We start from the raw sequence: 13607 nt of genomic DNA on the forward strand, positions 1-13607 counted from the left end.
GTCGGCGCGGGCGTTGTGTCGAAGATTATTGAATAATTCGTTTTAACGAAAGACCAGACAGAAAGGGCGCCCTCCAAGGCGCCCTTTTTTTGAATTTCAACAAATCAGGCGACAGTAAATGTCACTGGTAAACTTGAACTCGGTTAGACCTATGGAGAGTTCACAATGAACTAACCAAGGTTAGATCAGCCTGTCAGATTAAGAATGGAGGTTTTGATTCCGGTCAACTTCCCAAGTTCGATAGCGTAACTAGAGTCGCGCGCCAAAAATCAAAACCGGCGTTCAAGCCCAAGTTCGAAACCCGACTCGGAATAGCTAAACGCCTCAATGCCCGAGTTCGTGCGTTGATAGTTCATTAGAAGAAAGGGTGAAAACCCGTTTCCAATAAACACATCGTTCTTTTCCACGCGAAGAACCGCGCCCCAGGACTCTTCGTCCGGATTGCCCGTGAAAAGAACACTCGGCGTCCTGAACCGTTTGTTCTCGACAAAAACTGTTGGTCGAAGTGTAAAGCCTCCAGTTGTATTTATTTGACCAAAGATTGTAAAACGTTGGCGAATAAAATTTTCCAGGTTATCGTCTACGTCTTTACTTTCGAAAAAGACGCTGGCGCCAATTGTCCCGCGTCCGCCAAACGACCTGCGCACTCCGATTTCTGCGTCGATTTCGTGGCCGTCCAATGAGGCAGACGTTGGATTGTGCAATTGTGCGCCACTTAGTGTTGCAAATACTGAACCGCCACTTTGGTTGCGCCCCTCGAAAGCGGCTTGCAGTCCAATGCGGTTTTCAAAGATATTGCCGCCGATTAATCGCGTTGTAATCACGGGGCCGATGGAGCTTGTCGTGTTTCGGGTGAGCGCCCTCAAACCAAAACGAGCGCCGAAAATGTAGTCGTCATATTGGGAATTCCGCGCTTCGGTTACATCAAAAGAAAGCGACGCAAATGCCACCGCGTCAGCCCCAAGGAGCTTCTTGCTTATGGGGCGCCGAAAATTAGCAGATCCTGTGGCACGTAGCCCGAGCTCAGTCGTACGCTCACGGTTGAGAGTAAAGGGCAGGTCAATACCTGAAAAATTTAAAATAATCTGATCGGTGTCGTAGTTCCTTTGGTTGCCGACATTGGTGACACCAATGCTGAAATCCCAGTCAAATCCACGTCTGGCATCAATTTCGCGGATCAAACCCAGCACTTTGGTTCGAACGGGTTCGGGCAGGTCACCGGACAGGGCAGTAAAGAATTCATTCCGGGCACGGTTCCATTGTCGAGCTAAGAAATATGCAAGTCCAAGTTCAAGCCGAACCCGGACAAGATTGGGATTCTTGGCCAAGATGGAAGAGAACTTTTCAATGGCTGCATCGGTGTTTCCCAGCTTCAAGTCCCGAAGGCCGCTTTGGAAAACTGCCTCAATCAATGTGCTTTCAGTAAAGGGTTCTGCTTTGTTGGTACCGGTTGGTTGGGCGTCAGCCTCGCCCCCGCAATGAATGGCAGCGATTATGCACGCAGTTAGCAAGTAATTTCGAAACATTGAAAGAGAACCTGAATTCATACATTGACGCCAATCTTGTTCGGCTCTGATTCACGGCCGAACAGATCGGTGATTTAATGAATGTCACATGCAAAAAAGTAAACACGTTTAAATAGAAAAAAATAATTATTGAACCCTTTTAAATATATTATAGGTTGCAATGAGATAATGCATAGGAGACGATATGAAGGTTCGGTTGTTAGGACGCGCCACGCTTTTGGTTGCGGGTTTTTCCTTAAGTGCGTGCCTGTCAGGGGGCAGCAGTGGGTCATCCCTCAGTGGTGCCGATACCGTAACATTACCGCGTGATGGGGCATTAGAGCTGGATGGCACCGCCGTTGTCGCGGAATTTTCAAATAACGGAATTGATGTGGACGTAGATGGCGTTAACGCGCCGCAGGATTCCTCGCTCCGCTTGACCACTGAAGATGGTGAGATTGTAGCAGCCCGTGTCACTGCGCCGGGGTCAAATCTCGCTTTGGATTCTCGGGATGGTGATACCCTTGATCAAGATGCACCTCTAATTGGCTTTGAGTCATCCGATGCAAACGAAGTAATCGTGTTCGTCGACCCAACTGAATCAACGTTAGAGCATCAAACTTTCGGTGTGTGGCTCAACGGCGCAACTGCGTCGTCAGGAACTGCCGGGGTCGGATCGTATGGGGTGCGTACAGCAGCCAGCGATGTTCCCTCAAGTGGAGAGGCGACCTACGAAGGTATAAGTACGGGATTTGCTCGTTTTGATGATGGTAATGCTTACGTAACGGCCTCGGAAATCCGTGTGTCGACTAATTTCAGCACGGCTACGATCAATAGTACTGGAACAGTTGTGGGTAGTCTGGATGACGGGGAAGAGCGTAGCGCATCGGAATTGAATTTCGCTGGTACAGGGAACGTTTCTGGAATTTCGTTCGCCGCAAGTGTTTCCGGTGAGGACGTCACTGGTACTGCGAATGGAATCTTCTATGGCCCCAATGCGGCAGAAGTTGGCGGTACCTTCCGGACCGAAGGAACTGGCATTACCTACATCGGATCGTTTGGAGCGAACTGACCTCAGTCTCGAGAGCAATATGTCAAAAAATCAATAATTTAAGAGGCCCCGCCGCCAATGCGGTGGGGTTTTTCTCGATTTTGCCTATGTCTTCAGCCGTTCGGTGCCCAAGGCTCTCGTCCGACCATTTGGTCTGCCTCGGCAGTAATGTCATTCATATGTTGCTCGAGGCTCAGTCTTAAGGCTTCGATCTGTTCTGCGTTCGCTTTGCGCGGCACTGTTTCTGTCCACTCGCGACAAAGAAACACGCCTTCGTTTTTCCATGGGCGAGGCATAAGCAACCGATCCCAGGTGCCAGCCTCGCGCCCGTAGCGGGTTGAAAAAGTGATGCCAAATACCCGTTTGCCTGACGTCCGCGCCCAAATTAACGGCACAGTGGAAGAGATCCGTTCTGGGCCACGGGGGCCGTCGGCGGCGATGCCAATCGAAATCCCCTGTTTCATCTTGCCCAAAACTTCCCGGGAAAGTGCCACGTGGCGCTTTTTGCTGGCCATAGCGATCGTATCCATGCCGAACAGTTCCTGCACCCTGCCTACCATGCTGCCAGCCCGGGCGGACGAAGTGATCGAGCAGATACGACCTTTGTCCAGCGGAAAGAAATATGGCGATTGCGCCAGGCGTTGGTGCCATAAGACAACGATGACCGGTTCACCCTGGTCGACTAATTTATCCAGCTCAGTATACCCGATCCGTTGCCATCGCGTATTGCGATAAACCATCCTGATATAAGACGCGATCCGACGGGCCACCCAATTCAGGACGGATTCGCTGTCAGCAATTCTCGTGCGGATACTCAAGATGTCTGTCCTTGTGCGGGGCGACGCTTGTCATACTGAACTTGACGTTACGTGCAACGGTTTTGTCATTGATCAAACTGGGTGCACTATTAAAAAGGCTCTTGAGTCCGCTGCGACACTGGCATATCTGAAGGCGCACTACAGGGGTATAGCTCAGTTGGTAGAGCGACGGTCTCCAAAACCGTAGGTCGCGGGTTCGAACCCTGCTGCCCCTGCCAATCCTCACGCCGTTCACAAGCAGCATGGTATTGATCTGAAATCAAGGTCGGTAGTGTGCCGCGCCATGTCGCGCAATTTACTTGACGCGTCGGGTAAGAAGGAAAAAACTTCTACGGAAAGCCGACGAAGACATCCGGCATGGCGGCCGGGTCGCAGACTGACGCACGTTCTTTTTCGGATCAGGGGAGTCGATCGGTCCTATGGGATCGTGGTCGGATCGGGGACTATTGGGACGATGACAGAGATTGGCGCATATCTTGAAGAGCTTGGGCTTTCAAAATATGCGCCTGTTTTTGCCTCAAACGAAATCACTTTTTCCGATCTGGCGCATCTGTCGGAACATGATTTGATCGATCTTGGTCTTCCGTTGGGCCCGCGACGACGTTTGATGGCGGCGTTGGGAAAAACAGATGTTGCCACTTCTCCTGCTTCACGCGGAGACGGTAAGATTGTGGCAGAGCGTCGCCAATTGACCGTAATGTTTGTCGATCTCGTAGGATCGACTGCCATGTCCGAACGTCTTGATCCGGAAGATCTGGGCGAATTGATCCGACGGTTCAAAGAAATCTGTACCACTTCAGTCGCACGGTTTGGTGGTCACGTAGCCAGTTTTATGGGCGACGGCGCGATGATTTACTTTGGGTATCCTCACGCGCAAGAGGATGCTGCATCCAGAGCAATTCACGCAGGGCTCGATATTCTTGAGGGCCTTAAACGAATGGAAGGTCAGGAGCGTCTTCGGGCCCGTATCGGCGTGTCGACGGGTTTGGTTGTTGTCGGTACGATCCACGGTGAAGGCCTCAAAGAGCATGATGTTGTTATGGGCCGGACGCCAAACCTCGCGGCAAGGCTTCAATCTCTGGCCGAGCCGGACATGTTGGTGATTAGCCCAGCAACCCGCAGGTTGGTTGGAAAAGCATTTGAGATGAAGGAACTTGGGCAGTTCTCTCTCAAAGGGATTTCCGAGAAAGTCCAGACTTGGGTCGTGACTGGTCAGGCGCACATCGAACGAAGATTTGATATTATGCCTGACGCGGGTGCCGGTCGTTTGGTGGGGCGTCAGGCAGAATTTCGGAAAATCTGCGACAAATGGCACGAGGCCAGTCAGGGCGCGGGTCAGTCAGTCTTGATAACTGGCGAAGCCGGTATTGGTAAATCGAGGTTGATCGAGGGATTGGGTCAGCAGGTTACCGAAGACGATGCAAGGCAATTGAACTTTCAATGTTCGTCCTTTCACGAAAACAGCGCCCTTTACCCCGTCATTCAACATCTGGAACGTGCAGCTGGATTTGTTCCTGGCGATACTGACGCGCAGAAACTGGAGAAGTTGGCGCATATCTTGCGACATCAACCAAAGGGGCATCTCAGGCTGATCGCCGATTTGTTGAGCGTCGAAGCGGATGATGTGTTGGGGCCACTTGACCTTCCGCCTCAGGTGAAACTCGAACAGACCCTCGAGGCCATAACTGATCAGTTGGCATCTCTAGCACGGGACAAACCTGTTTTATTGCTTTTGGAAGATGCGCACTGGGTGGATCCGACTACTTTGTCGCTTACCGACCGTGTGATCCAAAAAATTAGGGGTTTGCCAGTCCTTATTGTTGTAACAGCGCGGCCGGGCTTCGATCCGGGCTGGGGCCATTATCACAACACTTTGCACATTCCCCTCAAACGGCTGGAGTATAAGGATGTCGCAGCAATTGTGACTGATGTGGCAGGTGGGAATAAAGTACCTGCGGATGTATGCGACCTGATCGCTGCCAAAACTGATGGCATTCCTCTTTACGTTCAAGAAGTCACGCGCGGCCTTTTGGAGTCTGGTCAGCTGATGTTGACGGATGACGGCTATGTCCTGAAGGGCACTTTGCCGTCGCTGTCCGTGCCTAACACGCTCAAAGATTCTTTGATGGAGCGTCTGGACCGGCTTGGTATGGCCAAGGATGTGGCGCAAACCGGTGCTGTATTCGGACGTCAGTTTTCCATAGCCCTGCTGACTTCTATGTCGATCCTGTCTCCCTCGGTTTTGCAGGCCGGGCTGGATCAATTATCTTCGGCGGGGATCATCCTACAGGCTCCGGACGCTGCCAAGGATGAGTTTGTTTTTCGTCACGCCCTGATCCGGGATATGGCTTACGATAGCCTGCTACGGACAGAGCGTCAGGAATTACACGATCGAGCCGCTGATGCGTTACTGCAAAACCAGCCGCAGATGGTTCAGACTCAGCCTGAGGTTCTGGCGCAGCACTTTACCCTTGCAAAGCGCCCTGATGACGCGGTTGAACATTGGCAGAAGGCCGGAAGACGGGCGATTGAGCGCTCGGCACAGGCCGAAGCCCTGACACATTTGTCGACTGCATTGGAGCAACTGGGAGAGCTGCCCAAAAGCAGGGAGCGTGATCTCCAAGAGATAGACATTCAGATCTTGCGCGCGGGTGTCCTGAGGTCGACAAGCGGTATTTCAGGGGAAGCAACGGGTAAAGCATACGGCCGACTGCGCGATTTGTGCCATCGTGCGGACGAGACCGAGCGGCTGTTTCCCGTTCTCAATGGTCTTTATGCATTTCATCTGGTGCGGGCTGAGTATCGGCTTGCGCAAGAGGTTGCCGCGCAGATTTTAGACTTGGCTGCGGACACCGGAAAGACTGAGCACCGGATGGTAGGGCACCGAGCCATGGGTGCGGTGCAACTGCATTTGGGCAATTTGCTGGAGGCTCGGAAGCATCTGGAAAAAGCTTGGTCTCTTTATGATTTCGATCAGCATAGCAAGCTGGCTTATGTCTACGGCACCGACCATGCCGCAATCACCTCCGCATTTCTTGGAACTTGCTATTGCCTGATGGGCCTGCCTGACGAAGCTGCAAAGGTTCAACGCACCGCGTTGGACTGGGCCAAGCAGTTGAAACATGTGCACAGCGTCGCCCAGATCATGGTTTACACATGTAAAGTGCAACTACTTTATCGCGATCTTCCTGCCTTGTTTGATGTTGCCGAGCCGCTGACAGAATTGGCCGAGGAACATTCCCTTCCGTTTATGGCCACGATCGTGAAATTCTGGACTACCTGGGCCGAAGCGACAAAGGCGCCCGTTCAAGAAAATATCGAAAAGTTACGTCAGTCTGCGGAAGACTGGTGGTCAATAGGGGCAGGAAACTACAAGAGCTTTTTTCCGTCATTGATAGCTGAATTGCTGGTTGAAACTGGTGATCATTCGGCGGCGCAGCAGGCTCTTCATCAGGCAGATCATTTCCTTGCCAAGACAGAAGAAAAGTGGGCAGAGTCAGAGCAGCAACGCGTTCAGGCTTTGATAGTCGCGGGTAAAGGCGGTGACCCTGAACCATTGCTGATGAATGCAATCGCGACGGCCCGAACTCAAGGTGCGGTTTTGTTTGAACTGCGCGCGGCAATAGATTTGGTCAAAGCGCGACACGCCAAAGGCGTGTCTGGTGGGGATGAGTTGGATTCAGTTTTGAACAAGTTGGATCCTGGTGTCGATCTCCCTGATGTTCTTGCTGCACGTGCGCTGATTGAAACGATGTCTTGACCAACGGGGGCAATTGCTGCCAGCTTGGACAGGGGCAGAAATGGGTTGATACCTGAATTTTGATGTCCGGGTTCGGGATTTCCGCATCTGGTTTTTCGCTTTTTATTTGAGGAGCGCCCATGCGTAAGATCCCCAAAACACTTTTGGCCAAAGAATGTATTGCAAACAGCCGCACGGATATGGCCTTGCAAGGCTATCACCCCATCAAACCTGACCAAATACGCGAATTCGAAAAAGGATTGATCGGTTCGGTGGTCCTTCCTACGGACCCGAACTACAACAACGACAGGCAGGTATGGAACCCGGCGTTTCAGGATTTTCCTGAAATCATTGTTTATTGCGAAACCATAGAGGATGTCCGGGCCAGTTTGGCCTTTGCTCATGAACATAATCTGTGGGTCGTTACCCGCTCGGGGCGTCACAGCACCGCAGGATACTCGGTCAACAACTCGATGGTTCTGGACACCAGCGGATTGCGGTATGTCACCGTCGACCCTGATGTGCCAATGGCTTACGTAGGACCGGGCACGCCTTTCAAGATGCTGAATTCGGTTCTGAACACTTATCATTTACATGTACCAGGTGGTGCATGTCAGGATGTTTGCGTGGCAGGGTTCATGATGGGTGGCGGCTACGGCTTCACGTCCCGGATGCTCGGAATGGCCTGCGACAACGTGCTGGGCGTTACTGTCATGTTGTGGGATGGCAGCGTTGTAATCGCGGACGAAAAAACCAATCCTGATTTGTTCTGGGCTATTCGTGGCGGCACCGGCAATAATTTCGGTGTTTTGCTTGAAATACGCTTTAAGCTGCATGACCTCTATGAAGTTTGGGGTTTTCATATCAAATGGCCACTTCGTAAAGCTGCAAAGGCGCTGGAATTTCTTCAGGCCAACTACATGAAAGATAGTAAATACGATAATTTCGGCGCTTATATTTTTCTTGCATATCAGGGAGATGACAAGGTTCTGCTTGTTTCAGGTATGTATAATGGCCCCCCGGAAGAAGGTATGGAAGTGATTGCGCCGCTGCTGGACAAAGAAATCGGTGGCCGGCTTGAGAATGAAAAATTCGGCACGTATCAGGCAATCAACTCGTGGCTTTATGATGAAAAATACGACATCCCTGTGGTGCCCGATCAGGCGCGAGAGGATAAACAGGCCGGTTACATCGAAAGACAACTCAACGAGAAAGAGTGGCAGCTCATAGTTGATTACCTTGATAGCACGCCCAATGAATATGGCGCGGTTGCGATCGAACCCTATGGCGGCGCAATCAATAAGGTGCCAGTCGGTAAGAAAGGAAATTCCTTTATTCACCGCAATGTCTCGTTGAATTTCTATGTCGATGTGTTCTGGCTGTCCGAGGAGGAGAAGGAAACCGTTGTTCAGTGGCTGGATGATTTCATGAATCTCATGACAGAAAATGGTTTCTTCAACGACCACTGTTACCAGAATTATCCTCGTCGCACGCAGCTAAATTATCGTTGGCTATATTGGGGCGACAACTTCAACTCTCTTCTTTTTGTTAAGAACAAATTCGACCCACATAATTTCTTTCACTATCAGCAAAGTATATCGCCCGTGCCGAAAGATGCGCCAGGAGATATAATTGTAGACAAGTCAGAGTCTTTTTTCGACGACCCCAAAATAACATACGAAACCTATTCAAACCCCTGAAAGAAGGGGCATCCAATGCCGAGCAGGGGAGGGCCAACTATGGACACGATTCAGGAAATTTTTTTCTTGCCGCCAATTGCGGTGGCCCGGCTTGGTCCGGGCGAGACGCCGCTGGAAAGCTATGAGTGGCAACAGGATTTGGACGCCCACGGCAACAATAAGACGGTCATCCGATCGAATGTAACTTTGCGTGAGGACGAGGACGGTAGCGTATCTGCCTATCTTCCAGAGCCGAACAGCATCCGCTTTCGTGATGAAGGAGGGGCATTGCGTCCAGTGGCGCCTTTCTTTGAATTGTGGGCGCGAATGCATGACGTTAGGGATGGATCCGAATACGAAACGCCAGTGACGCTGGAATTCCTAAAGGATCAGGGTCTTTCTCTGGATAATGTCCGCTACACCGTCGCTGTAGGAAACCAGAAAGCAGAGCGTAGAACCGGTGACGCGGCCTGTGGTTTTCGGGCGCGGGTTGAGATAGCTGGTAGCGATTTTTCTCCAAAGCCGTTGCTGGCCTTTAGCCCACACACCTCGGAACAACAGCCTATGGTGTACGAACACAGCCCCATCCCACTGGGATCGGTGCGCGCAATCCTTCCCGTTCAGGGTGTGGACGAGCCGGCCAATGGGCAGAAAGTTGACCGAAGCATACTGCGCCTCAGATTTACACCACCTAAGGGCGAGGTGTACGGGCCGCCCGATGCGGCTTTCGGCCCAGCGACCCTTGCCGTGCCGGGATATCAAAACGACCCGCCAAAATCGGAATATGGCCGCATTCACGAGATTGTGCCTGAACAGAACCGGATTCTGAACCCTGATACGCCTTGGTCGAAATGGATCATGATGTCGGGAATGTCTGATGACCCCGAGCCACATGACAGCTATGACGGAGCCCGTGTGGGCAATGACCAGTCTTGGGGTGTGGCAGACGATACCAGCGACGGCATAGTCGAGGCAACGCTGGCCGTTCGGGGGGAACGGTTGACTGCACGGGCCACTATAATGACGGGACCTCCTGATTTTGCACCGGACTGTCGCCCTTTCTACAGCCTTGAGGACGACCTGTTTGATCGCGATTTGTCGCTCATGCTGGTTGATAGAAAGAACTATCATGAGGCCAAGAAAGAAGTAGTGGATATCTTCCGGCGTGCTTTTGAAACCAATAGCTTAATCAATCTGGATGACATCAGAGCTCAGGGTTTGAAAGACAATGCCAAGCTTCAGGCGGAAAAGAACATCCCAGCAACGCCCGGCTTACCTTCTACGGATGCTCGGTCCATGACGGAAGAGGACGCGCGACCGCCAGACAAAATTCCTGATTTAATCCGTCCTCAGCCGGTGTCGGTTTTTTCAAACTCGGTACAACATGAGAGGTTGCCATACACAGTGGCGACCAAGTTCGTGCATGAGCAATTGATTGACGAAGAAAACCTGCTGGACTTCCTGCGTCGTCGCCCGGATTTCGTCAAAACACTGTTGCGGCCTCCATTTGGCACTCTGTCTGAGATGGAAACCGACCCGAACCCAAAGCAGGCTCCGAACCCGGAATTTCGTGACCCACGTATCGTACGGGACATGATGCATGATGCCCGGATGCCACCTTATATGCGCGATTCAAACTATTACCCGTTGTCGCTGTCACGCAGGCAGTATCATCTGGTGATTTCGTTCATCGACTATTTGGTCGCGCAGTCTTCGGTTCAGGAAACGGAGGTTCGCGATGCCTGATCAACCTGACTTTATCCGTGTCGAACCGCGCAACATGACTGCACGGGCTGCTTACAAAGTGCCGGGCAACCCGGACAACACGCGACTGGACGGATCGGTCGGCAATTGCTTTCCGGGTTTGGAAATGGACGTGCGCAATCTGGACCGGCGGTTCTTTCCCGGCCTTGTTTTTAATGCAGCCCGCGTGCCGCTGAACCCTTTTCCTGAAGCGCCCAAAAACACACAGGGCTTTCATCTGGTCTATGTAGATTACTTCTATGACCCGATGTTGCCAGACAATAGCCCAGAGGAATGGGTCCAGAGCTTGTTGAACGACTACAGTGGCGCTGTGGGCCAAAGACTCAGCCAGGGCCGATGGTTTCTCGCGTGGGTCGAGCAGGATGGCAAAAAGATCATCTTCCGCGATGCCAAGGGAATGCCTTACGACGGCCTCATGATATGGCGGTTTATTCGCAGCCTTGAATGCGGAGACGACAAACCAGTCACCATAGCGTTGGAGAAGAGAGATCACGAAGGCGTTCCCGATCCTGACCAAGTGGTTTTAAAGGGGTATCGACGTAAGTACCTGACAGAGGCGGGCGTTTTCAGTGGTGCTTATGACCCCGGCGAATTGACACAAAGCCTTTGTAACCCGTGGTCTCATGACTTCCGCGATTGTGGGTGCCACTATTGGCCGTCGAACCACCCTGACGTTGTAATGGCTGAGGTCCCGCACGACGCAGCTCTGCCAACCGGAGCGTCCAATGACCCTGTCAGGGCCGAGACCTATCTGGATTGGCTGCGCTCGGATAAGTCGCCTTCGGGCAACGTGGCGGCGCTCAACACAGTTGAGCAGAACCGTCCCTTCCAGATCGACCATTATCAGGTGAACCAGATGTGGAGTGATCTGCCTATCGTAGTCGAAGGGCGCGAAACGGGCGAGGTTTACAGGGCTGATCCCGAACTCTCGGACGTAAAACCTTATGAGTCGACGGACAAGATGATCGAGGATCTCAAACAACGGCTTGCACCAATGGAGATGACGCTAAGTCTACAATATCTTTATGCGTATTTCTCGCTGGCAGATCCGGAAACCGTCGACCGTGGTCGCTGGCCGACGCTAAGAGACGATCTGATTTTTGCCCGCCGTGCGCTTCTTGAAGTTGCAATTGGCGAGATGACACATATGCGGTGGGCAAACCAGCTATTGTGGGAATTGCAAAACGACAAATACGAACCAGTTTTGACACCTGCGCTAACGCTTCGTTTTGGGCCTGGCGATGGCAAAATCTTTCCGCGCTCTCTGCGTCCGCTGACGAGCCAAGCCATTGATGATTTTATCGAAATCGAACGCCCCGGAGGGTTTATAGACCGGGCATATGCTCAATGCGTAAAGACGCTGGAAAGTAAGACCTTTATTGATCGCCGCCTCTATGCCCTTGCGGTGCGTATCGACACCGACGGTGATGAGCATTTTCTTCGGTTCAAGCAGATGCGAGAGGTTTTGGCCAAGTACGATGTCGCTAAAGGTGAACCTGCATATTTGCGCCGGGTCAAAATAGGAACGGAAGCACAGGCGGAAACGGCGTTGAAATTGTTTGACGAGGTCAAAGAGGGTCTTCGGAAAGCGTATTTGCTTGAGTCCAAGGATAAGTATGAACAGTCTCAGGCGTATATCCAGCAGGTTCGCGACACCATGAAACTTTTGAGGGTTGAGGGTGAAAGACTTGCTTCCAAAAAGATTGGTATCCCCTTCTGGCCGGAGGTCGAGGTTTGATCCCCGCGACTGCCGAGGTGCATTTTTTTGAAACTGATTACGGGCATCATATGCTGGCTGTGGACGGCTCACGGGTGTTTGATGTTCCGATAGACGCGGCGGCCCGGTTTGCCGGACTAGATGAGTCCGGCCAACGCGCATACCTGGACAGCATGGGTTTGGATGGTGAGCCATTTATAGATGACACGCCGCCTACGAATATGCCGGTACGATCCCTTTCGCTGGCGGTGGCGCAGAAATGTAATCTTGCCTGCACCTATTGTTACGCGTCTGGCGGAGATTTTGGGGGACCGGCCCGCAACATGGGATGGGAAGTGGCCAGAGCCTCGGTCGACCGATTGGTGGCTGAGGCAGAACCCGGCACACGGATCAATCTGGCCTACTTGGGCGGCGAACCTTTGATCAATCGTGCGCTGGTTCATCGGGTCACGGAATACGCAACAGCGCAGGCACAAAGCAACGACCTGCGCGTGGGTTTTTCAATCACCACCAATGGAACCTTGCTGCGCCCCGAGGACGCTGAATTCTTTGAAGAAAATGGTTTTGCGGTCACGATCAGTTTGGATGGTATCGGGCAGGTGCATGACCGTTTGCGCCCAAACCGTGGGGGGCGAGGTAGTTACGATATGATCCTGCGACGCATCGAACCATTGCTGGCACTTCAGCAGAATATGCAGGTTGGTGCACGGGTGACTGTCACACCGCATAATATGAATCTTCCTGAAACGCTTGAGGAGTTTGTTAGGATGGGGTTCCACTCGGTCGGATTCTCTCCGATGCTGGCGTCTCCTAACGGACGAAATGAATTGGATCGGGATGATTTTGGCGAGATGTTGAATCAAATGATCCTATGCGGACAGGCATTTGAAACCGCGGTGAAAATTGGTCGGCGGTATCCGTTTTCGAACATGTCAGCAGCTATGCAGGAAATTCATCGTGGAACGCACAGGCCGTATGCCTGCGGTGCGGGTGCCGGGTACTTTGGCGTTTCTGCAGATGGCGGTTTGTTTGCCTGCCACCGTTTTGTCGAAGACGATGCAGGGGCTATGGGCAACGTTTTTGATGGCCCTGACCTGCGCCGCAACCAATGGCTGGCAGATCGGCATGTACATGGTCAATCGCCGTGCAATACTTGCTGGGCGCGTTATCTGTGTGGAGGTGGCTGCCACCATGAAGTTATTCATAGAGGCCGTCCAGCTTGTGATTACATTCGCGGCTGGTTGCACTATTGCCTTCAAGCCTATGTCCGACTGTCAGAGGCACGGCCCGACTACTTTGGCCAAACAGCTAAGCACGCGACCGCCTGACTCTGA

General features: G+C 52.2%; 8 protein-coding genes and 1 tRNA gene. 7 read left to right on the forward strand and 2 right to left on the reverse strand.

Annotated features, from left to right (window positions below; genetic code table 11):
* Positions 1–269: 269 nt before the first annotated feature.
* The gene (locus AC2FNE_RS12495; protein WP_496805485.1) at positions 270–1547 is read right to left on the reverse strand and encodes a tetratricopeptide repeat protein; all 1278 of its coding nucleotides are present in this window, start codon (positions 1545–1547) and stop codon (positions 270–272) included.
* Between the two features lie 163 nt (positions 1548–1710).
* On the opposite strand from AC2FNE_RS12495, the gene AC2FNE_RS12500 reads away from it, so the two are divergent.
* Complete coding sequence (locus AC2FNE_RS12500; protein WP_496805486.1) at positions 1711–2577, forward strand: transferrin-binding protein-like solute binding protein; 867 nt, start codon at positions 1711–1713, stop codon at positions 2575–2577.
* Between the two features lie 92 nt (positions 2578–2669).
* Here the strand turns inward: AC2FNE_RS12500 and AC2FNE_RS12505 are convergent, their stop codons facing one another.
* Positions 2670–3374 (reverse strand): lysophospholipid acyltransferase family protein, encoded by a 705-nt coding sequence (locus AC2FNE_RS12505; protein WP_170476643.1) that lies wholly within the window; start codon positions 3372–3374, stop codon positions 2670–2672.
* A gap of 142 nt (positions 3375–3516) precedes the next feature.
* Between AC2FNE_RS12505 and AC2FNE_RS12510 the strand changes: the two genes are divergently transcribed.
* The 6 genes from AC2FNE_RS12510 to AC2FNE_RS12535 all read left to right on the forward strand — a co-directional run bounded on the left by AC2FNE_RS12510 (position 3517) and on the right by AC2FNE_RS12535 (position 13601).
* Positions 3517–3592: transfer RNA gene (locus tag AC2FNE_RS12510), tRNA-Trp, on the forward strand.
* Between the two features lie 65 nt (positions 3593–3657).
* A complete protein-coding gene (locus tag AC2FNE_RS12515) occupies positions 3658–7134 on the forward strand; it encodes an adenylate/guanylate cyclase domain-containing protein (protein WP_496805487.1) in 3477 nt (1158 codons plus the stop codon).
* 119 nt (positions 7135–7253) lie between these two features.
* Positions 7254–8813, forward strand: coding sequence for an FAD-binding oxidoreductase (locus AC2FNE_RS12520; protein WP_496805488.1), 1560 nt, complete (start codon positions 7254–7256; stop codon positions 8811–8813).
* A gap of 39 nt (positions 8814–8852) precedes the next feature.
* Positions 8853–10538 carry a hypothetical protein gene (locus AC2FNE_RS12525; RefSeq protein WP_170608647.1) on the forward strand — a complete coding sequence of 562 codons (1686 nt, stop codon included), beginning with the start codon at positions 8853–8855 and terminating at the stop codon, positions 10536–10538.
* Positions 10531–12294, forward strand: coding sequence for a ferritin-like domain-containing protein (locus AC2FNE_RS12530; RefSeq protein WP_496805489.1), 1764 nt, complete (start codon positions 10531–10533; stop codon positions 12292–12294). The genes AC2FNE_RS12525 and AC2FNE_RS12530 overlap by 8 nt, the downstream gene beginning before the upstream one ends.
* Positions 12291–13601, forward strand: coding sequence for a radical SAM/SPASM domain-containing protein (locus AC2FNE_RS12535; protein ID WP_170608645.1), 1311 nt, complete (start codon positions 12291–12293; stop codon positions 13599–13601). The genes AC2FNE_RS12530 and AC2FNE_RS12535 overlap by 4 nt, the downstream gene beginning before the upstream one ends.
* Positions 13602–13607 lie beyond the last annotated feature (6 nt).

It is taken from the genome of Ruegeria sp. YKSD179, assembly GCF_059612885.1.